Source organism: Winogradskyella sp. (genome assembly GCF_965228925.1).
Lineage (GTDB): Bacteria > Bacteroidota > Bacteroidia > Flavobacteriales > Flavobacteriaceae > Winogradskyella.
The window spans coordinates 2,494,285-2,516,765 of record NZ_OZ245845.1; the positions used below are offsets into that span (position 1 = coordinate 2,494,285).

Annotated in this window: 19 protein-coding genes; 15 read left to right on the plus strand and 4 right to left on the minus strand. The window is 37.4% G+C overall.

Features of this window, described 5'->3' with window-relative positions; genetic code table 11:
* The first annotated feature begins 2 nt into the window (after positions 1 to 2).
* Positions 3 to 674 carry an ion channel gene (locus ACO052_RS10115; RefSeq protein ID WP_422107892.1) on the plus strand — a complete coding sequence of 224 codons (672 nt, stop codon included), beginning with the start codon at positions 3 to 5 and terminating at the stop codon, positions 672 to 674.
* Positions 675 to 719: 45 nt separating this feature from the next.
* On the opposite strand, the gene ACO052_RS10120 is transcribed toward ACO052_RS10115, so the two are convergent.
* Entirely contained in the window at positions 720 to 1,550 is an 831-nt protein-coding gene (locus ACO052_RS10120) for a universal stress protein (RefSeq protein WP_422107893.1), read from the minus strand.
* A 150-nt stretch (positions 1,551 to 1,700) separates the two neighbouring features.
* Here ACO052_RS10120 and ACO052_RS10125 point away from each other — a divergent pair, with 150 nt between their 5' ends.
* A complete protein-coding gene (locus ACO052_RS10125) occupies positions 1,701 to 2,741 on the plus strand; it encodes a quinone-dependent dihydroorotate dehydrogenase (RefSeq protein WP_422107894.1) in 1,041 nt (346 codons plus the stop codon).
* 48 nt (positions 2,742 to 2,789) lie between these two features.
* Here ACO052_RS10125 and ACO052_RS10130 read toward each other — a convergent pair whose 3' ends face one another.
* Complete coding sequence (locus ACO052_RS10130) at positions 2,790 to 3,716, minus strand: spondin domain-containing protein (RefSeq protein ID WP_422107895.1); 927 nt, start codon at positions 3,714 to 3,716, stop codon at positions 2,790 to 2,792.
* Between the two features lie 88 nt (positions 3,717 to 3,804).
* Between ACO052_RS10130 and ACO052_RS10135 the strand changes: the two genes are divergently transcribed.
* Both ACO052_RS10135 and ACO052_RS10140 read left to right on the plus strand, forming a co-directional pair.
* Positions 3,805 to 4,422: a LysE family translocator gene (locus ACO052_RS10135; RefSeq protein ID WP_422107896.1), complete on the plus strand. Its 618-nt coding sequence runs from the start codon at positions 3,805 to 3,807 to the stop codon at positions 4,420 to 4,422.
* Positions 4,423 to 4,495: 73 nt separating this feature from the next.
* Positions 4,496 to 5,359: a hydroxymethylglutaryl-CoA lyase gene (locus tag ACO052_RS10140; protein WP_422107897.1), complete on the plus strand. Its 864-nt coding sequence runs from the start codon at positions 4,496 to 4,498 to the stop codon at positions 5,357 to 5,359.
* A gap of 52 nt (positions 5,360 to 5,411) precedes the next feature.
* Here the strand turns inward: ACO052_RS10140 and ACO052_RS10145 are convergent, their stop codons facing one another.
* On the minus strand, positions 5,412 to 6,590 hold the full coding sequence (locus ACO052_RS10145; RefSeq protein ID WP_422107898.1) for an HmuY family protein: 1,179 nt from the start codon (positions 6,588 to 6,590) through the stop codon (positions 5,412 to 5,414).
* Positions 6,591 to 6,602: 12 nt separating this feature from the next.
* Positions 6,603 to 8,747 carry a TonB-dependent receptor plug domain-containing protein gene (locus ACO052_RS10150; protein ID WP_422107899.1) on the minus strand — a complete coding sequence of 715 codons (2,145 nt, stop codon included), beginning with the start codon at positions 8,745 to 8,747 and terminating at the stop codon, positions 6,603 to 6,605.
* 91 nt (positions 8,748 to 8,838) lie between these two features.
* Between ACO052_RS10150 and ACO052_RS10155 the strand changes: the two genes are divergently transcribed.
* The 11 genes from ACO052_RS10155 (at position 8,839) to ACO052_RS10205 (ending at position 22,412) form a co-directional block, all read left to right on the plus strand.
* Positions 8,839 to 9,750 carry a DUF6607 family protein gene (locus tag ACO052_RS10155; RefSeq protein ID WP_422107900.1) on the plus strand — a complete coding sequence of 304 codons (912 nt, stop codon included), beginning with the start codon at positions 8,839 to 8,841 and terminating at the stop codon, positions 9,748 to 9,750.
* Entirely contained in the window at positions 9,750 to 11,249 is a 1,500-nt protein-coding gene (locus ACO052_RS10160) for an ankyrin repeat domain-containing protein (protein WP_422107901.1), read from the plus strand. The genes ACO052_RS10155 and ACO052_RS10160 overlap by 1 nt, the downstream gene beginning before the upstream one ends.
* Before the next feature lies 1 nt (position 11,250).
* On the plus strand, positions 11,251 to 11,745 hold the full coding sequence (locus ACO052_RS10165) for a DUF2271 domain-containing protein (RefSeq protein WP_422107902.1): 495 nt from the start codon (positions 11,251 to 11,253) through the stop codon (positions 11,743 to 11,745).
* 13 nt (positions 11,746 to 11,758) lie between these two features.
* Positions 11,759 to 13,957 (plus strand): PepSY domain-containing protein, encoded by a 2,199-nt coding sequence (locus ACO052_RS10170; RefSeq protein WP_422107903.1) that lies wholly within the window; start codon positions 11,759 to 11,761, stop codon positions 13,955 to 13,957.
* Positions 13,958 to 13,978: 21 nt separating this feature from the next.
* Positions 13,979 to 14,329, plus strand: a complete 351-nt coding sequence (locus ACO052_RS10175; RefSeq protein ID WP_422107904.1) for a DUF6686 family protein — start codon at positions 13,979 to 13,981, stop codon at positions 14,327 to 14,329.
* Position 14,330: 1 nt separating this feature from the next.
* On the plus strand, positions 14,331 to 14,681 hold the full coding sequence (locus tag ACO052_RS10180; protein WP_422107905.1) for a hypothetical protein: 351 nt from the start codon (positions 14,331 to 14,333) through the stop codon (positions 14,679 to 14,681).
* A 111-nt stretch (positions 14,682 to 14,792) separates the two neighbouring features.
* Complete coding sequence (locus ACO052_RS10185) at positions 14,793 to 15,917, plus strand: hypothetical protein (protein WP_422107906.1); 1,125 nt, start codon at positions 14,793 to 14,795, stop codon at positions 15,915 to 15,917.
* A 95-nt stretch (positions 15,918 to 16,012) separates the two neighbouring features.
* Positions 16,013 to 17,152 (plus strand): imelysin family protein, encoded by a 1,140-nt coding sequence (locus ACO052_RS10190; RefSeq protein WP_422107907.1) that lies wholly within the window; start codon positions 16,013 to 16,015, stop codon positions 17,150 to 17,152.
* Positions 17,153 to 17,239: 87 nt separating this feature from the next.
* Positions 17,240 to 18,520 (plus strand): HTTM domain-containing protein, encoded by a 1,281-nt coding sequence (locus ACO052_RS10195; RefSeq protein WP_422107908.1) that lies wholly within the window; start codon positions 17,240 to 17,242, stop codon positions 18,518 to 18,520.
* Positions 18,510 to 20,990, plus strand: a complete 2,481-nt coding sequence (locus ACO052_RS10200) for a TonB-dependent receptor domain-containing protein (protein ID WP_422107909.1) — start codon at positions 18,510 to 18,512, stop codon at positions 20,988 to 20,990. Before ACO052_RS10195 ends, ACO052_RS10200 begins: the two co-directional genes overlap by 11 nt.
* Positions 20,991 to 21,077: 87 nt before the next feature.
* On the plus strand, positions 21,078 to 22,412 hold the full coding sequence (locus ACO052_RS10205) for an alkaline phosphatase D family protein (RefSeq protein WP_422107910.1): 1,335 nt from the start codon (positions 21,078 to 21,080) through the stop codon (positions 22,410 to 22,412).
* Positions 22,413 to 22,481 lie beyond the last annotated feature (69 nt).

Consider the following 22,481-nt stretch of genomic DNA (forward strand, 5'->3'; position numbering starts at 1 on the left):
TAATGATAGACAAGTTATACAAACTTCGTTTTGAAATTTTCCTGATTACACAATTGGCCATACTGTTTGGATCCTTATTGTTCCCACCAGAATTATATGACCATATTTTGTTACCGCTTTTTTACCTTATTAGTATCGCCGCAGGGATACTTATGATTTCCAAGAATAGACGGTTGACTTGGTTTTTTGTTGCGTTATTTGCCATTTCTGCTTTTGTTTTTGGTTTTGAGATGATTTCTAGACGACAGAATATGGACAACTTATTAATACGGCTTTCACTTTATTTTGTCTTTTATATCACCGTAGCTTGGAACATTATCAAACAGGTTTGGCAAGCGAAACGCGTGACAAAAAACGTGATTATGGGCTTAATGAGTGGTTATATATCCTTAGGTTTTCTAGCCTTTTTTTTGTTTATGTCCATTGAATTGGTAAATCCAGGAGCATTTTCTGGAATTTTATTGGAAACGGATGATATCGCTCTAAAATCGGATGGGATTCTTTATTACGCCTATATCACTTTGCTTACAATTGGTTATGGCGAAATCGTCCCTACGATTCCAATAGCTCAAAAGGCGGCCATGTTAGTAGGGCTGGTTGGGCAATTTTATTTGGTCATTATTACTGCCGTGGTTGTTGAAAAGTATATTAAACACTCGTCATCAAAAAATTAAAAGACCTTAGATAGGTCAAGAAAAAATCTAAGGTCTTTTAATTGTCTATAATTTAAAGGTCACCACCGGAAGTTTAGAGTGGTTGACCAAATCTTCAGAAATACTTCCTCCGAAGAAGTGGCTTAAGCCTGTTCTTCCATGGGTAATGATAGACACCGCATCGGCACCTTCTCTTCTGGCATAATTAAGTAAACCATCTTCAACGGTATGGTCTGCCGTGTAAGCAATGTTTAAATCTCCTTCTTCAAGCCTAGAAAGTTTTAAGAAATCAGAGACGCGCTCATTGATTTCATCCGTACTTAAAAAGCTTAAATTAGGAAGATTGACATGTAATAAGGTTACTTTATCCGTTATCTCATTTAATAATTCCAAGGCATTCTTTACAGCAGAAATACTGTCTTCGCTAAAATCGCAACCCAGTACCACATTATTAAAATTAACAGATTCCGGTTTTGATTTTACGACCAAAACAGGGGTGTCACTGTAACGGACTACTTTTTCCGTATTAGAACCGGTGAAAACACCATCGTGTTCACTATGACCACGAGATCCCATAACAATGAGATCCGCTTTTTCATGACCCGCAACTTCTGCGACTTCCTTTAATACTTTATGGTGCTTTATTAATGGCGTTACCGTAATATCTTCGAGATAGGGCTTATCCAAGAATGTTTCGAATTCTTTATTCGTGACCATAAGCATAAACGCTGTTTCTTCATTTCTTTCAGAACTAGATGCCGAGAAAATAGATTCTGAAAGCTCTAGCATATGCATCACAATGAGTTCGGCATTGTGCTGTTTTGCCAGCGCGGCTCCAGTTTCTAAGGCATATTCCGAATGTTTAGAAAAATCGACAGGAATTATGATTTTTTTCATGATTGTTTTTTAATGAGTTACAAGCTCAAATGTAAGAATTTGTAGCATCAAAAAGAATGATATTTGACAGTTTATGACTAAATATTTAGTAGCGCTTTGGAGCTCAAATAATTATTTAGATTCTTATTTTTGCAAAGCAATTTAGTAGCCATGTATAAAGCAGTCATACGACCAGTGCTCTTTTGTTTCGACCCAGAAAAAGTGCACCATTTTACCTTTTCGTTAATAAGAACCATCTCAAAGATTCCTGGAGTTAAGGGGGTGTTTAGAAGTTTATATCGTATTGAGAATGATAAGTTAGAGCAGGAATTATTTGGGTTAAAGTTTAAAAACCCTGTGGGCCTGGCGGCAGGTTTTGATAAGGATGCCAAGCTCTATAACGAGCTTTCAAATTTTGGTTTTGGATTTATTGAAATCGGAACCTTAACACCAAAACCCCAGTCTGGCAATCCAAAAAAGCGCTTGTTTCGATTAAAGGAAGACGCCGCGATTATCAACCGAATGGGTTTCAATAATGGAGGCGTAGAGGACGCTGTTGAACGACTTAAAAATCCCTCGGCTGCACTTAGGGCTATGGGAGTTTTGATTGGTGGAAATATTGGAAAAAACAAAGTCACACCCAATGAAAAGGCCGTAGATGATTATAAAATCTGTTTTAATGCCCTTTTTGATTATGTGGATTATTTTGTGGTTAATGTGAGTTCACCAAATACCCCCAACCTCAGGGCATTGCAAGATAAAGAACCTTTAACCCAATTGTTAAAGGCCTTACAGGTCTTGAATTTCCAGAAACCAAAACCAAAACCAATTTTACTAAAGATTGCGCCGGACTTGACTGACGAACAACTTCTGGATATTATAGACATTGTTACCGAGACTAAAATCGATGGTGTCATCGCTACAAATACGACAATTTCAAGAGATGGGTTAAAAAGTGCTAATCAATCAGAAAGCGGTGGTTTAAGTGGAAAACCATTGACCAAGAGATCTACTGAGGTGATTCGATTTTTAGCCGAGCAAAGTAAAAAAGCATTTCCTATAATAGGTGTTGGCGGTATCAATTCTCCTAAAGATGCATTGGAGAAGTTAGATGCCGGTGCCGATTTGGTACAATTATATACGGGCTTTATTTACGAAGGGCCCAAACTTATTAAAGACATTAACAAAGCACTACTAAAAAAGGCACAGTAATACAACTGTGCCTTAGAAAGGCAAAAAGGGGTTTTTGAATTTATTGCCTTAATCTATAATCAATTTTTTCGTTTCAATAGCGCCAGAATTGTTGGTGAGTTTTACAATGTATATACCGGCTCTCAAATCGGTGACATCAACCGTATTTTGCCTTTTAGCGTTATTGGCGAGCTCTAGTTGTTTGACGCGTTTTCCTAAAGCATTATAGATAGAAATTTGACTTAAACCATTAACATTACTAATGGTTACCTTACCCGTGGTATTAGGGTTAGGATAAAGTTTTACAGTCGTTGGATTGTTGAAATCGTTAGTGCTCAAGGAGGTGTTCTTTAAAGTAATGGTTAAGGTCCCTACTTTTTCAGAATTAAAGGGATAACCGGCTACACCAGCTATATTTGTTATGACCCCTTGGGGTACTGTCGCCGTGTTATTTATAGAATACCCGTAACCATCTTCAGTGCCTGCATCATAAGGAAACAAGTCTATAGTAAATGTATCTTTCCAGCTATTGTTCGCGGTATCCCACAGGTTTAAGCCATTCACTGCAATCATCCAATCGGGACTCGGTGCAATCATAGAGACTAAGGTTAATAGAGGAAAATCCTCAGACACGGTAATATCGTTTAATGTCGCCGTACTAATAGCAGCAAATGGTGAAAATGGTTGCCGGAGCCACTGTTCAGCGTGGCCGGCATTAATAGCAGCTTGTACTTCCGAGTTAAAAGCCGTATTAACTCCAAGTTCAGCGACATCTTCAATACCTTGCGTGGCCATGCCGCCCATTTCCCAAAACGTAATGTTGGCATTGTGATTGGCTCCAACTAAATCAGACCAATGAGCACTACTAGGTAAAGTGCCATGATCAGAGGAGTTCCAAGTACTTGTAAAACTGATGTCATAAGTCGCTGTAGATTGCGCAAATAGTGACGCTACAGTTAAAGTTAAAAGTGTTAATCCGAGCGTAGTTTTTTTCATAGACTTTCTTTGATGTTATTAGGTTTAGTTCGAAGAGGATATGGTGAGCTTACAGCGAATACCGTATTTTAGCACAAATTTTTTTGACTTGAATTACGATATACTGATATCTTTCGCACTAGCGACCTCTGCCTTAGCCATATCTCCAGGACCTGACAATATTTATGTTTTGGTACAGAGCATTACGAACGGCAAGGCTTACGGCTTAGCTACGGTTTGTGGACTAATCACAGGATGTATCGTTCATACCACATTATTGGCCTTTGGGGTGTCTGCCCTAATAAAGGCGAATGAACATGTGTTTTTTACAATTAAGCTTTTGGGCGCTCTATACCTTTTATATCTAGCGTACCAAGTCTTTAAGTCGAGTTCTCGGCTCGACTTTAACTCTAATACTGCACCAAAAAAGAGTCTAAAGGCACTGTTTGTGCAAGGGTTTTTTATGAATGTCCTAAATCCCAAAGTGACGATCTTCTTTTTGGCCTTTTTTCCTGGATTTTTGTTCTCTGGTACAATGAACACCATTTGGCAGTTTTATATCCTTGGAGGCATTTTTATGTTGGTCTCTTTTATTATTTTTTCGACAATTGCTTTATTGGCAGGTCAGATTAAAGTATTCACCTTAGAGCATAAAAATGCGGGTCTTATATTTAAGTGGTTGCAAATAATAGTCTTTATAGGTATTGCTGTTTTTATTCTTTTTTAATGTCTAGGATGAGCTTTGGTACTGTTGTCGACTAAAGTTTGAAAACGTTTTCGTAAGTCTTATATTTACGCCAATGAACGCCACTGTGAAACTCATAGAATGCCCTCGAGATGCCATGCAGGGCATCAAGGACTTTATACCTACAGAGATAAAGGTACAGTACATTCAATCATTGCTACGGGTTGGTTTTGACACTATTGATTTTGGGAGTTTTGTATCTCCAAAGGCCATTCCTCAAATGGTTGATACCGCAGCGGTTTTAGCACAATTGGATTTGAGTAAGACCACGAGCAAACTACTGGCTATTATTGCCAATGTTCGCGGGGCTAACGATGCCTCCAAACATCCTGAGATTGACTATTTGGGGTTTCCTTTTTCGATTTCCGAAAATTTTCAAATGCGTAATACCCACAAAACCATTGCCCAATCCGTAGAGACCTTAACTGAAATATTGGATATTGCAAATAAGGCGGGCAAAAAGGTCGTGGTGTATATCTCTATGGGTTTTGGTAATCCTTACGGTGATCCCTGGAATGTAGATATTGTAGGGGAGTGGACCGAAAGATTGGCGAAAATGGGCGTAGCTATTCTATCCCTAAGCGATACGGTAGGCACGTCTAATCCAGAAAATATAGATTATCTATTCTCTAATTTGATTCCTAAATATCCTCATATAGAATTTGGAGCCCATTTACACACCACACCGACCACTTGGTTCGAAAAGATCGATGCAGCTTACAAAGCAGGTTGCCGACGTTTCGATGGCGCTATTCAAGGCTTTGGGGGCTGTCCTATGGCCAAAGATGAATTGACGGGAAATATGCCTACCGAAAAAATGCTCTCGTACTTTACCCAAAAAAAAGCCCATGACTTAAATGCCATGAGCTTTGAAAGTGCTTATAATGAAGCTATTAAGGTTTTTACCAAATACCATTAAAAGTCTTTACACTTGTTATCAATAAGCAAAAGACTCTTAGTGTTGTTTGATTTTACTCTTCTAATAATTCGTATTGAAATTGAGGGTAACCACGTTCTCCCGATTCGCTTTCAACAGCTGTAAATCTTAGTTTGTAGTAATTGCCATCAGTATCTTTTACAATATAGTATCTATTTTCTCTAACTGAAGTTTCACCAGTCATAAAGTCTACACTTCTCCAACCACTTCCTACAATGGCACGATCGTTATATATGAAACTAGTCTCATTAATGTCAGCATAGCTAAAGTTCGTATAACTTTGAGTTGTATCATCCTCATTTGTGATTTCATATAAACCTACACCACCGAGTGTATTATGCAAGGTATAGTCAGAGTAAGTTAAGCCTGCAGCCAAGGGACCTTGAAAACCGTAAAAAGAAAATACACCGCCAAAGTCTATATCCCAATCTTTTGACATTGGTTCGAGGCTAGAGATTTGTCCATCTGATAAGCTTACGGCAGTAATATTATAATTACTATCCTTTGTTACCGTAATTTCAGAAAAATCAGTGTTATTGCTTAATTCGGCGTACTGAATAGTATAACTACTACCATCAGTTAAAATTCGAACTTTCATGAAACCTCTTGAGTCTCCTGTAGTGTTTAAAGACCCATTGTTAGTTGTAGGAATTTCGTTTCCTAAATGTACAATATAAACGTTATTAGAACTATCTGTTGTTGAGATTTCATCAAAAGCTGTACCTGTCAATTCACCTTCCTTACTATCGGTAAATGAAACCCCAGCATTTATATCACCATATTGCGTATATCCAACAGGTAAACCTTGCATCAGTTCGGCAACAGTAGTAACAGTTACAGTAATAGGAGTAAAAGTTTGGTCTAAGGCATTTAAAGTTAATGGAGAGGTCAACGCCGTACTTTCGGTCACTGCCGTGATATCAGTAATGCCCTCTAATTCTGCAGCTGAGACTAGTAATGCATTATTCAGAAATACTCTATTTTGCGAACCGTTGTATACAGCAATTTCCCAAGTGTCTCTTGCTATAGGTATTTGATCACCTGTACTCAAATCTACATATACACGATTAGCCTGGTTAAAACCACCTACCTCTGGATCTATGATTCCGCCAGAAGATGGAGGTGTTACATTTACGCCATCGTCATCACTACTACAGCTCGTTACAAGCGCAGTTGTTATAAATAATAGTAGTATCAAAAATTTGTTTTTCATGATTTTTTGTGTTTAAAAATTTAAATTATATGCTAGTTTTAAAAAGTATGATCTGCCATTACCAATGAGTCTCGAAGCTGATGTGGCAGTAGAATGCGCTCCGGCTGAAGTTCCTGTATTTATACTGACAACATCAAAAAGGTTTCTTGCACCGATTGTTGCGCTTATTTTAGGCGATATATCTGTTCTTACGGATGCATTTAACCATGTAAAAGCTTCGGTTTCGCCGATAAATAATTCACCATCCGAATCGGTGAATACACCCTGTGTTCTACCAGTATATTTGAGTTGCGTAGATACGGTAGTATCCCATTTTTCGATGTTGTAAATTAATGAGGATTGCAAGTTTAGACTCCACAAATAGTCGGAGCTATTTTCTACCGATTCATTAATAGCATTTGTAATACCCAAATAGGTGGCACCAAGACCAATATTCCAGTTTTTATAAACAAAACTATTGTCTAGAGTAAAGCCCAAACGTTTACTGTAATCTATATTATCTTGTGTAAAAAGCACTCTGCCATCTTCGTCTTCGGTCGTAACGCTGGCTATAGCATCTTTAAGATCGATATAAAAGAAGTTAAAGCTAGGGCTTAAAAAACCTTCTTTGGCAATTCTGTAATTGTCTTTTAAGTTTACAAAAACAGAAATACCATCTTCGGGCTGCAGATTTGGATTGCCTCTAACATTGTGGTTAGCATCTACAAAATAGAAGAAAAGCTCTTCAAAATTTGGCGCTCGAAATGCTGAACCCACTACGGCCTTTAGTCGTAGTTTTTCTGTAAAATCATAAGTAGATGATAACGACCAAATAAGAAAATTGTTGAATTGAGAATTATTGGTAAATCTCCCCCCAGGATTTATAGATAGTTTTTTTGTGGGTTGAAATTCGGCAATCCCAAACAGTTCGTAATTGGTGATTGTATTTTCTACCACATCACTAGAATAATCACCAGTGGCAATAGCATCAAATCCAGATTGGTTCGTAAATTCATAACCTAGCTGAAAATCAAAAAAGCTAGATTTTGGTATAATATTGTTGACAAAAGCTTTAGAGTACCATACTTCACTTGATTGACTTAAGGCATCAACTTCAACAGATTGCGTTTGTCGATCCAATATATTGTAGATATACTCTTGGTAATTGCGTTTTTGGGTTTGATATGAGAATGAAAAATTATAGGTAGTGGCTCCATGTAATGGACCAGAAGCATTTAAGTTGCTTACCCATCTATCTGTCGCGTAACTTTGATCTAGAGCCGTTGGATTTAGTGTTCCGTCTTCAAATCTACCATTTACAGTTCTGTTATAAATATCTAGATTTTCATCAAAGAATTGAAGTTTATAAAAGATATTATGTTTGCCTATATCGAGGTCAACGTTTGCAGATACAGTTATCTGTTCTTTAGGATTCCATTCAGTTCCGCGTAAACCATCATTTACAATAGTACCATCTTGGATATTTGCATAATTCTGACCTCTAAAACTGTTGTAAAAACCAGCAAAATCATTTCTAGAAGCGCCAAAAGAATATGATAGTTTTTCATTGACTTGATTAGTCACTCTAAAGTTTTGAATATGCCTGCCTTGATCGAATAATTCAAACTCATCACCAACCGTTTCTTCCTGAAGCGATAGTTGGAGCTGCCAACCATTTTCTCTTAGGCCTCTTTTGGTAATAATATTAATAACACCCGCTACCGCATTATCGCCATATAGTACGCCCATTGAGCCTTCAACAATTTCAACACGTTCTACATCATCTATATTTATTTGGGTGATGTCTATATTGTTACCTACACCATTATCGCTAACGACGGGAATGCCATCGACTAAAATTTTAACATACTGACCATCGAGACCGAATAGGCTAATGGTTGAACGCCCATTAGAAGCGTCTGGGTTTACGGTTATGTTTAAGCTATTAAACAAGACATCTGCTAAATTGTTACCTGCTACATTTTCAATATCTGTCCTTTTAATAGTGCCAACAGTAAATAACTTTTTACTGAGAGACATAACATTGCTTTCACCGACGACAACAACTTCGCTTAGCTTTTCTACTTTAGTCGTATCCCTTTCTTTTTCTTGGGCATTAAGTACACAACTCAAAAAAACTAAAAAATAAAAACAGATTTTATTTTTATTTAGACTCATTCTTGATTAAATTTGCCGCAAATATAAACGTTATTTTAAATCAATCTAAATAAGAATAAGAAATTTATCAAAAAATAAACCTTTAGTTAAAATGAAAAAAGTAGCACTACTCACCAGTTTAATTTTTGCAATCTCGTTTACGGCAATTGCCCAAAAAAAGAAAAAACAAGACAAAGAAGCCATCAAGGAAATGTGCGGTTGTTTTGAAGTCACTTTTAACTTCGCAGAAACTTTTCAGTTTAGTGAAGACTCGCTCTATAAGCCTTCCAAAACAAAAACAGATAGAGGTTTAGAATGGGCACAATTAGTCGTAGATGAAGACGATAAAGTATCTATTCAACACTTATTACAAGTTGGCCCTCCAGATCAACCGTATATTGTAAAACATTGGCGCCAAGACTGGTTATACGAAAACACAGATTTCTACATGTACAACGGTGATAATGAATGGCTTTTTAAAGAAAAAGACAAGAAGAATGTCAAGGGTCAATGGACCCAAAAAGTATTTCAAGTAGATGATAGCCCGCGTTATGAAGGTTCAGGAACCTGGGTGCATGTAGATGGTAAAAGCTATTGGGAAAATACAACAACAGCACCGCTTCCGAGAAGAGAATATACAAAGCGCAGTGACTATAATATTACCATGAGAGGCAATCGACATGAAATTACCGATTTTGGTTGGGTACACGATCAGGACAATGATAAAGTCATACGCGAAGCAGGAAAAGAAGATGTGATCTTGGCAAAAGAGAAAGGTTACAATACGTATAAAAAAGTAGATGACAGCCGTTGTCAGGCTGCTCAAGATTGGTGGAAAGCGAACTATGACAAATGGGCCTTGGTAAGAACTAAGTGGCAAGATGTTTACGGACGTAATAAAGACTTGATTCTTGAGACAAAAGTCGATAACAAAGTATTATTCAAACATCTTTTTGACGAAGAAATGACCGCGAAAGAAGATATAGAAAAGGTCATCGAATCTTTTGTAAAAAGTAGTATCTAATGAAAAAGAGAAATTTAGTATTGAGTATTGTCATTATACTTTTTGTTTCACCTTTTTTTGCCCAAGAATCGAACATATTCTTAAACAGGGACTTTTGGAAAGCGAATCCTTCTATAGCAGATATTGATGAAAAAATTGCAGAGGGTCACGATATTTCAGAACTCAATCGGAATGCCTTTGATGCGGTTAGCTATGCACTGATTGAGAAAGTGGATAATACAACTGTAAAATACGTGTTGTCAAAAGAAGGCAATGGCGTGAATAAGTTAACGCACGATGGACGAACCTATATTTTCTGGGCAGCCTACAAGGACAACTTGGAAATGATGCGATACTTAGTGAATAAGGGTGCCAAAACAGATATTGTAGATAGTCATGGATATTCGTTATTAAATTTTGCTGCAACAACTGGACAGACCAATACCAAGCTATACGATTTTATATTTGATCATGGTGCTGATGCATCAAAAGAGTCAAATCATGATGGTGCCAATGCCTTATTGTTAGTGGCTCCGTTTTTAGAGGATTTTTGGTTAATTAATTATTTTACTTCTAAAGGCATTGATATAAAAAGCGCTGATAATAATGGCAACGGCATCTTTTATTATGCAGCAAAAGGCGGCAATATTCCATTTTTAAGTCTATTGATTGAGAAAGGTCTACCTTATAAGAATCTTAACGATAAAGGTGGAAATGCCGTAATGGCAGCAAGTCAAGGTACAAGAGGCAAAAAGAATACTTTAGACACATACAAATACTTGGAGAGTAAAGGCTTAGCCGTTAATGTTATCGGTAAGGATCGTAAAAATCCATTACATAACATCGCTAATGATAGTAAAGACATTACATTGTTTAAATTTTTCATTGATAAGGGAGTAGACATCAATCTTAAAGACGACAATGGCAATTCACCCTTTATGAATGCCGCTAGCAGAAATTCTATAGATATCGTTACATTTTTATTACCATATGTAAAAGATATCAATGCCACCAACAAAGATGGACGCTCTGCTTTAGCTATGGCTGTTGGTAGAAATGCTATTGAAGTGGTAAGTTTCCTGTTGGAAAAGGGAGCTGACATACATACCATAGATAGAGAAGGGAATTCCTTAGTTTACGATTTGCTAAACACTTACAGAACTGCTAACACCAAAGTATTTGAGACAAAGCTTGAGCTATTGACTGAGGCTGGTTTGGATCTATCAAAACCACAAGGTCACGGAAAAACACTGTACCACTTGGCTATTGAAAAGAATAACTTAAATCTTTTAAAACGCATCCATGAGTTCAAGGTTGATATCAATGCTAAAAATAAGGATGGTTTAACACCGTTGCACTTAGCTGCCATGAAAGCACAAAATCAAGATATGTTAAAGTATCTCATTTCAATTGGTGCTGATAAAACCGTGAAAACAGATTTTGAAGAAACAGTTTATGATTTGGCCAGTGAGAACGAATTGCTTCAAAAGAACAACATTAATATCAATTTCTTAAAATAGCATGCGAAATTTTAAACTTTTAAGAAAAGCACCTTTACTTGTCTTAGCCATTATGCTATCATTTGGGTTTACTATAAAACAACCAACATCGTCCTATAAGTGTATGATCCAGATGACCAATTATACTGGTGAAGGTGCTTATATAGTTATCTCCTTAATAAACCCAGAAGGAGACTACGAAAAAACACTGTATGTACAAGGCGATGATGACGAGTGGTATTTTGATATCACCGAATGGTGGCAATTTCAAGGTAAAGTACGCGCCGATATTGATGCCATCACTGGTGCTACGATTAGTGGAGGAGAGCGTGCTATCAGTGTCATAGAAATTGAAGACGAGAAGATTGATAGTGGTTATAAAATCAGATTTGAAACGGCTGTTGAAGATCAGGAATACTATACGGACGATGTGGAATTTGAATTGACTTCGGAGTCTGTAAAAAGTAAGGTTGAAGGCAAAGGATTTATACGATACATCCGCTTGTTGCCGCAATAATCAAACATAACATATGACGATTTCCATATGGAGATACAGTCATTTAGTATTGGCTGTATCTTCTGCCTTATTCATTTTTATTGCCACCATCACAGGGATTATTTTGGCATTCGAACCGATTTCAATTCAGGTTCACCCATACGCTGTAGATAATGTCAAAGATCTGTCCGTGGGCGAAACGCTAGAGACTTTGCAGAATGAATACGATGAAATCCTCACACTGAGTATTGACGACAACGATTTTGTAATGGCCTCTGTGATTACAAAAGATGGTAAGAGTGATACCTTTTATGTCAATCCATTCACTGGTGAAAAACTTGGAGAACTCATCAAGAAGAAACCCATTTTTGAATTTGCAACCAACCTGCATCGCTCACTATTCTTAAAGTCCACAGGACGCTTTTTAGTTGGCTTCTTTTCCTTTTTACTTTTCCTTATTGCCATCACGGGTATAAAACTAATTTTAAAGCGTCAAGGAGGTTTTAAACGTTTCTTTTCCAAAGTTGTTAAGGAAAACTTTGAACAATACTATCATGTCATTTTAGGCAGATATGCTTTAGTTCCCATAGTAATCATAACGCTGACAGGTGTTTTTTTATCACTAGAAAAGTTCGATTTGTTACCAACGGATAAGTTGGTCCATATTGAAAATGAAAATGTTTCGACCTCAAAACCAATGGGAATTGAAGATTTTGACATATTCAAATCCACCCATTTAGAAGAACTTAAAACCTTAGAGTTTCCTTTTTCTGAAGATGAAGAAGACTATTTTATTTTAAAGCTCAAGGATAAAGAATTATATGTCCATCAATATACGGGAAAGCTCATCAGCAAAGCGGATATTCCATGGATAACGATAGCTTCAAATTGGAGCTTGGTATTACATACTGGTCAGGGTACCTTTATTTGGGCTATCATATTGCTTTTGAGCTGTTTTGCCATTTTATTTTTTATGCACTCGGGCTTTGCGATGGCACTTAAGCGCAAAAAAGACGGAGTAAAGGTTAAGAACACCTATTCCAAGGATGAAGCAGCGTATATTGTATTAGTAGGTTCAGAAACAGGCCATACCTATCGTTTTGCTCAGCAATTTTCTGATGCACTGATTACTGAGGGTAAAACCGTATATCTCGACCAATTAAATAACTACTCAACTTATCCCAAAGCCAAACATCTCATTGTATTTACAGCGACCTATGGCGAAGGAGAGGCCCCATCGAATGCCAAAAACTTTGAAAGGCTAATAGAAACGGTCAAGCAAAAACAGCAAATAGCTTACGCCGTAGTAGGTTTTGGATCTTTAATGTATCCTGACTTTTGCAAGTATGCTGTAGTGGTTGATGCCCTACTTCAGAAGCATCTTAATTATATACCCACTTTGCCGCTTTTTAAGATTAACAATCAATCATTTGAAGCCTTTAGATCTTGGATAAAACAATGGAATGCTAGTACGGGTCAAGATTTAAAAGTGGTATGGCGTCAACCCCGAGTAAACAAAAAAGCACTCAAAGCTCTTGAGGTGGTTTATAATTCGGGATGTAATAGCGACGATACATTTTTGTTGCAATTAAAACCGATTAAAAAACAAAAATTTCAATCTGGGGATTTGTTGGCGTTCTATCCAGAGGAAGATCATATGGAACGACAATATTCCATTGGTCGCGTAGAGGATACCATTTTATTGAGTATTAAAAAGCACGAATTTGGAATCTGTTCTAAGCAACTGAGCACCTTAACACAACAAACTATGACCAAAGCAAAAATAAAACGGAATTTGGATTTCCACTTTCCAAGCTATGCTAAAGAAGTCGTTATGATAGCGAATGGTACGGGTATAGCCCCTTTCTTGGGGATGATCAATGCGAATACCTCTGAAGTAAAAACCCATTTATTTTGGGGCGGGCGCACCCAAGAATCCTTTGAGCTGTATTCAGAATTCATTGATAAGGCATTTAAGCGCAATTATTTAAAGAGCTTTCATATCGCATATTCACAAGAGCAAGAAGAAAAAATCTATGTGCAAGATATTATCCAAGAAAAACAAGACCTTATAAGCAAAGTGCTCAACAATGAAGGGGTCATTATGATCTGTGGCTCTATTGCCATGCAGAATAGGGTATTGGAGGTTCTTAATACCATAACAATGTCAAAATTAAAGCAGCCCTTAAGTACATTTGAAAACAATGAACAAATTAAGATGGACTGCTATTAAAATAAAAATATGTGCCAACAAATGAAGTTATTATCTAAAGTTAAAAGTGGAGATTTATGGTATTGCAAGAATTGCCAATCATTCCATTTAGTATTCAATAATTTATTTTTAGCATTAAATCGTGGAGAGCTCAAACGGCTTAAGTCATATATAGATGGTTTAGAGATCGACTACTGGGAGCATAAGTATGCCTGCTCTGATCTCTGCCGAAAAATTCCACTGCCTACAACTCAAGACAACCTAGTTGTGATGTTTAATAGACAAGAAGTGATTGAATTAAGACACCTTTTATCTTTTTTAAACAAAAACCATGAGAAAAAAGGACTTTATCTCAATGTAGATGATATCGATTATAACCTAATTCTTAATTGATATGAATGATATTGATTTGATCTATTACAATCATACAGGTACAGTATTCTACTTAAAACGCTGTACCATAAATGAAGTAAATAGGATACAATTGGTCTTTAACAAGAGGGCATTCCATTTGTCTAAAGACGAGCTGTATCGTTTGAAAGATGCAATTAAAATATCGCTTCAAACGCTGAGTGAATTAGAACATCCAATAACTGAAAACGATACTATAGCGATTAAATTGGATAGCAGTAGCGACGAATTTTGTGTAAATCTAATGGAATTAAAAGCCTTGGATGACTTGATTTGTGGGACTCTCTTTCATCTAAATTTTGAAAGTACTATCGCTGACTTGATACGTCTATAAAATTTAATTTAAAATTAATCTAAATAAATTTTGCGTGTGTGTATTTGAAGCTTATTTTTGCGCTAAATTATTTATAACAAGTCTTAATAAGAATAATAAAACGATTAAAAAATGAAGAAAATTGCCTTTAGTCTCTTAGTTGTAGGAGCTATATTCACATCATGTTCTGATGATGATGACAACAACGGAACACCTACTTTAACTATTCCAACAGAATATACATCGACAAATTTTAACGCCAATGTTGCTGCCGAAAACACCGTAGTAGATGAACTAGCGACTATGACATCTGCTGCCAACGCAGCAGAATCTGATGCACAAAGTACAACAGTAGCTGCAATTGCTTATCCTGCTACCTTATCTGCTGTAACCTTGCCAAATTATAGAACGCGAGTACAAAATTGGTTGGTGGAACTCGTCGCTGCTGCCAATTCTAACGATGGCTTTATTAACCCAGGATTTGGTAATAGCCCTGATGGGTCGGATGAGGGTGGACTTTTAGGTTCTCGTTTATTAGATGAATACGGACTTGAACTTGAGCAAATGGTACAAAAAGGATCATTTGGAGCTGCACTTTACAATCATGCGATTACCGTTGTTAACGGAATTAAAAATGGAACGGATGGATTTACAGATAGTGGTGCGGTTGACCGATTGGTTGAAATTCATGGTACTGAAACGACGTTTGATCCGTCAGAAACAACGGCTGCAGCAACATACTCTAGAAGACGATCAAATCTATCAGCGGAAACAGGATTTTTCTATGATATCCAAACAAACTTAATCACTGCGAAAGCTGCAATGGAGGGTGGTAGTGACTTTAATAGCATCAGGGATCAAGCTTTGGACGATTATTTGATGAACTGGGAAATGTCTAATTTTGCCACCGTAATTTACTATTGCAATGCTACTAAAAGTCAATTAGAAGCAGCTTTTGCATTGGAAGATGGTGCTGAAAAAGATGCAGCTTTAGGAAATGCGCTGCATGCCTATGCAGAAGGCGTTGCTTTTGCCCATGGATTCAAAGGTCTATCCAATAAAATGATTACGGATGCTGAAATTGATGATATCCTTACAGAATTATTAGCTGTAGAAGGGCAAAATCCAGAAAGTCATAGATTTTTAAATGAAGTTGGATTATTTGCAAACCTTGATAACGTTATTGATAGCATACAAAATATATATGGATTTACGGATGCAGAAGTCACAGGCTTTTATGTAAACAACAATCCATAATATTTGTTGAGCAGTTAGTTAGTTGTACATTGCGCCGACGATAAGTTGCTATAATTAGTGGCGACTTATCGTTGGTTATTATTAAAATCAAAGCTATGAAATTGAAACTTTACAAATTAATCGTTCCATTCGCCTCTCTTGTATTGGGTATTATTGTTTGGAGTTGTAGCGATGACAACTCAGATGGTCCTGGCGCTAATAACGATGATTTTAATCGGCAGGTGATGCTTGCCAATTGGGCCGATAATATTATTGTGCCTTCATATGTGGCCTTCAGCGCGGATGTTGATGCGCTAAAAGTAGCATCTGATACGTTTGAATTATCTCCGGATCAAACCAACTTAAATGCACTTCGTTCAGCTTGGGAAGCAGCTTATATCTCTTGGCAAAATGTATCCATGTTTAATATTGGTCCTGCTGAAACTGCTTTTTTTAGAAGTTTTATAAATACCTACCCGACCAATACCAACAGTATTGATGACAATATTACCACAGGAAATTACAATTTACAGGATATTAACCTAAATGACGCCCAAGGGTTTCCTGCACTCGATTATCTATTGTTTGGTATAGCATCTACCGATGCAGAAATTCTGGAGTTTTATACCGTCAATAGCAATGCAACCGATTACATCGGGTACCTAAGCGACGTTGTGGACCGAATCAATAGTATCACCGATCAAGTGGTATCAGAATGGCAAGACAATTATCGCGATACTTTTGTTAATAATGATGGTTCGTCATCAAACAGTGCCACAAATAGTTTAGTAAACGATTGGATGGAGTATTATGAACGGTTTTTTAGAAACGGAAAAATTGGTTTTCCAGCGGGTGTTTTTTCAGGTGGTAATTTGGAGGCTGAAAAAGTCGAGGCATTTTATAAAAGAGACTTGTCCAAGACACTATGTTTAGAGGCCTTAGATGCACTACAAGCATTTTTTAGAGGAAGTGCATTTAATAGCGCGAGCAACGGAGATAGTCTAGAGAGTTATCTTGACTTTTTAAACACAATGAAAGACGGTGAAGACTTATCAGCCCTTATCAACGAACAATTTAATACTTCCAGAACAGCGATTCAAAGTTTGGATGACAACTTTTATCAACAGATCATTACTAATAATAATGCCATGCTTACGGCTTTCGAAACGCTACAAGCCAATGTGGTATTGTTGAAATCGGATATGTTTTCCGCATTGAGTATTGCTGTAGAATTTAATAGCGGTGACGGCGATTAGGATTTGGTAAAGCGTATTACTGCATATTTAAAAGAACCTATAAAGGCCGCACCGCTTGCGGTCTTTCGGATTTTATTTGGTTGCTTAATGCTATTTGCCACCTTACGTTTTGTGTTTGGCAACTGGGTAGAGAAGTATTACATAGCGCCCACTTTTCATTTTAAATATTTTGGTTTCGAGTTTGTGACAGCATTTGGTCACTACACTTATATCCTCTATGCCATCACATTTTTATCAGCATTGGGAATAATGATAGGATATCGTTATAGGCTTAGCTGTATCTTATTCTTTTTAACCTTTACTTATAGCGAGCTTATAGACAAAACTTATTACCTTAATCACTACTATTTTGTCAGCATCATAGGATTTTTGCTCATTTTTTTACCAGCGAACAGTCATTTTTCCCTAGACGCTTTTAGGAAGCCAAAAAAGGCCTATTCTAAAGTGCCCCGCTACACGATTTTTGTGATTCAATTAATGTTGTGTATCGTTTATTTCTATGCGGGTTTGGCCAAGGCGAATTCCGATTGGTTGTTGAGAGCGATGCCTTTACAGATTTGGCTCCCGTCAAGAGACTATTTACCAATAATAGGCGATTTTTTCAGGGAAGAGTGGATGCACTATGCGATGAGTTGGTGCGGTATGCTCTATGATTTATCGATTCCATTTCTACTATTCTATAAAAGAACACGCCTGTTTGCATTTGGTTTGGTTGTGATATTTCATGTATTGACGCGTATACTATTCCCTATAGGCGTTTTTCCTTATGTGATGATATGCTCCACATTGATTTTCTTCGATGCGTCGTTTCATGAAAAAATCATAGTTATACTTAGAAAAGTACTTAGACTCAAAGGGAAATTTACGCATTCGGCCACTTTGTTTTGGGTACCGAATACTAGGAATCGATTAGTGGCGGGTTTGTTTATTGTATTTTTCAGCTTTCAACTCTTATTTCCGTTTCGATATTTACTTTATCCCGACGAATTATTCTGGACCGAGGAAGGCTATCGCTTTTCGTGGCGCGTTATGTTAATAGAAAAGGGTGGCTATGTACAATATAAAATTGTCAACCCAGAAAATGGTAACTGGTTCTATGTGGATCATAGTAAATTCTTGACCGATTATCAAGAGAAACAATTGCGAACACAAGCCGATTTTATTTTGGAATTTGCTCATTTTTTAGAAAAACACTATCAAGACCAAGGCATTAAAGATCCTGAAGTTTATGTCGACAGTTATATCGCACTAAACGGAAGGTTGAGCCAACGCTATATAGACCCAAATATTGATTTAACAAAAATAAAGGATTCCTGGAGGCACAGGGATTGGATCTTGCCTTTTAATGACAAAATTTATGGATTTTAGAACACTACTGATCGTAGTTTTAGTTTTTTTTACTTCAGTTGTAAATGCTCAGTATAAATTATCGGGTACGGTAGTCAATGCTGAGACGGAAAAACCAATTCCTTTTATAGAATTATACGATAAGCTATCCGGTAAGGAAACCACCAGTGACGCTAATGGCTATTTTGAGTTAAATAATCTAGAAGAGGGTATTCATCATATCGTGTTTTACAATGATGACTACGCCTGGTTTGAAAAGGCTTTTGTGATGGACACCAATAAGACTGTGGTAGTCAAGATTAAAAAATCCAATGAGTTATCCGAAGTCTTTATACAAGCAAAGCGCAGGGAAGTTTTTGACCTAAAACGGGCTAGGGATGTAGAGGGCACCACCATTTACGCAGGAAAGAAAAACGAATTTGTTTTGGTGGACCAAATCGTGGGTAATAAGTCGAATAGCAATGCAAGACAAGTATTTGCCCAGGTCGTCGGTTTGAATATTTATGAGAGCACCAATTGTGGTTTGCAATTGTCTATTGGAGGTCGTGGTTTAGACCCGAATCGAACGTCCAATTTTAATACCAGACAAAATGGTTACGATATTAGTGCCGATGTATTGGGCTATCCGGAAAGCTATTATACACCACCTGCAGAAGCCTTAGAAGAAATACAGGTGATTCGAGGTGCCGCATCATTACAGTACGGTTCTCAATTTGGGGGATTGATTAATTTTAAGTTGAAAGGGCCTTCCGTAAAGCCCTTAGAGGTTGTGACTCGACAATCTTATGACACCAATTGTGGTTTTTCTACGTTTAATAGTTTTAGCGGTACTAATGGCAAGTTTAGTCATTATACCTATGTGTCTTACAAAAATAACTTTGATGAGGCGCCTCGACCAAATATGGGATTGGAAGCATTTAACGCCTTTACAGATCTAAACTATCAGCTATCAGAAAATACCAGCATTGGATTGGAATTTACGCACCTTAGCTATACGGCTCAGCAGCCTGGAGGTTTAACTGATGCCCAATTTTATGAGGACCCTACATTTAGCAACCGTACAAGAAACTGGTTTCGTGTCAATTGGAACTTGCTAACCGCAAAATTTAATCACGAATTTTCAAAAGATGAGCGCTTTAATGCGATTTTTTTGGGAATGAATTCTTCGAGAAGTGCCATAGGTTTTAGGACAAATCGTGTGTCTCAAATAGACGATTTAGAGGAACCTAGAGACTTACAAGTTGGCGATTTTCGCAATTGGGGAGCCGAATTACGGTATTTAAAAAATTACACTATTGCCAATAAAAAATCGACATTATTGGTAGGAAGCAAATATTATCAGGCCTTTAACGAAGAACGTCAGGGTCCCGGTACTACGGGCAACGATGCTAATTTTAATTTTGTCGAGTACGAGGTTGAAGATTTACCCATAGAACTACGACAGTCCGACTTTGATTTTCCAAATCTTAACGTCGCCATATTTGCTGAAAATATATTTTATTTGTCCGATAAACTATCCTTAACACCAGGCATTCGTTTCGAATACATTAAAACTGAGAGTGAAGGGACGTTTCGTTCAGTGAATAGGGACCTCGCCGATAATGTGCTTTTAGATAGCACTTTTGATGACAACCGAACACGTGAGCGCAACATATTGTTGTTGGGACTGGGCGCAAGTTACAAGCCTGTTGAAGGTTTTGAAGCCTATGCCAATTTTTCACAAAACTATAGATCAGTGACCTTTAATGATATCAGAATTATTAATCCTTCGTTTCAAGTTGATGAGAATATTGATGATGAAAGTGGATTTACCGCAGATTTAGGTATTCGAGGACGTTATAAGAAAGTCTTATCTTATGATGCCAATGTATTTGGATTATTGTATAATGACCGAATAGATGAGGTGATACGAACGGGAACACGTGTCAATGCTTTCGGCGAAACTGTGGAAGATGGTAGAATTGTAAGATTTAGGGGAAATATAGGAACGGCATTTACCTATGGATTTGAAAGCTTATTGGACTGGAATGTCAGAGAGACGTTTTTTACAAATCATGGTGCCTATAAATTGAACTACTACATAAATTTAGCACTAACCCAATCCGAATTCACACAATCTGAAGTGCCAGGGGTAGAGGGTAACGAATTGCCATTTGTACCCAATGTAAATCTGCGAACGGGATTAAAAATGGGCTATAAAAATTTACTTGTCGATTTTCAATATTCCTATTTGTCAGAGCAATATACAGATGCTTCAAATGCACCCCAAGATAGAAGTGATAGTGTCAGCGGTATTATTGGAACTATTCCTGCCTATTCGGTATTCGATCTGTCATGTTCATATCGTTACAGGAAATGGACTATAGAGACAGGGATCAACAATCTGCTGAATGAGGTCTATTTTACGCAGCGGGCTACGGGGTATCCAGGGCCAGGTATTATACCTGCACTGCCAAGAAGCTATTACCTTACTGTAGGATTAAAATTATAAGCAATACCGTAACTATCAAAATTAATATTTCCATAATCATTAAGCGCTTATTTTTTATCATCTTTGAACAAACTACAATGTGTTAAAGTGAAAAAAATCACGATTCTTCTATTTGTTATCTTCACAAGCTTCATTACTAAAGGACAAACTGAACTTTTGCAATCTGGGCCTATGGTAGGCTACTCCGATTTTAGGGAGGTCTTGATTTGGGTACAGACCAAGTCAGCAGCTGAAGTGAAAATAGAATATCAGGCCACGGATGAACAGGAAAGTCATTTTACCGAATCATTAACGACATCAAAAGACAATGACTTTATTGCCAAGTTATATCCAAATGAAGTCGATTATGGTAAAACCTACACCTACAAGCTTTATATTAATGGTGACTATGTGCCGAGAGCTTATCCCTTAGAATTTAAAACACAAACCCTATGGCAATGGCGTACGGATCCACCAGATTTTAGTTTTGCTATTGGTTCTTGTTTTTATGCTAATGAACCCAAAGATGATCGCCCCGGAAAACCCTATGGCGATGGTTACGAGATATTTAATAGTATTTTAGAAAAGGATCCTGATTTTATGGTGTGGTTGGGCGATAATGTGTATCTAAGAACACCAGATTTTCTCACCGAACGCGGTATAAGACACCGTTACAGATATGTGCGTGCTACTCCAGAACTTCAACCTTTGCTAGGCAGTATACACCATTATGCCACTTGGGATGATCATGATTATGGACCAAATGATTCTGATCGGTCCTATGTTAATAAGGACATAACAGAGAAAACCTTTAATGATTACTGGGGGAACTTAAACACGGATGCTGCGAAGATTGGCGGAATTACCTCCCATTTTTTATGGAATGACCTTGAGTTTTTTATGATGGATAATCGTTACCATCGCGATCCTAACCGTCAAAAAACTCCCAATAAGGCTTATTTGGGCCAAGCACAACTAGATTGGTTGATTAAGGCGCTTAGCTCAAGTAAAGCCACTTTTAAGATGGTATGCATTGGTGGACAAACCATTTCGGATGCCGCCGTGTTCGAGAATTATGCGACTTACCCAGAGGAACGGCAAGCATTGATAGAACGCTTAAACAAAGAAAGAATTGAAGGAGTTATCTTTATGAGTGGGGACCGACACCATACGGAACTATCGCGTTTAGAACGTCCAGGAGCCTATCCGCTTATAGATATCACCTGTTCACCTTTAACTTCCGGAGTTCACAAGCCTAGGGATGAAGGCAACACCCTCCAAGTGGAAGGAAAAACCTTTTATGAGCGGAATTTTGGTTTAGTAAAGGTCTCGGGCCCTAGAACCGATCGCCAATTAGTATTGACCATCTACAACCAAAAAGGAGAAAAGATTTGGGATTATGCGATCAAGGCAAAACAGCTGCGTTATACTAAGAAAGATTAGTGTGAATTATATCGTGGTCCCGACATTGAGGTGTATTTTAAGATAAGTCTTCAGTGAATTTATACTTAG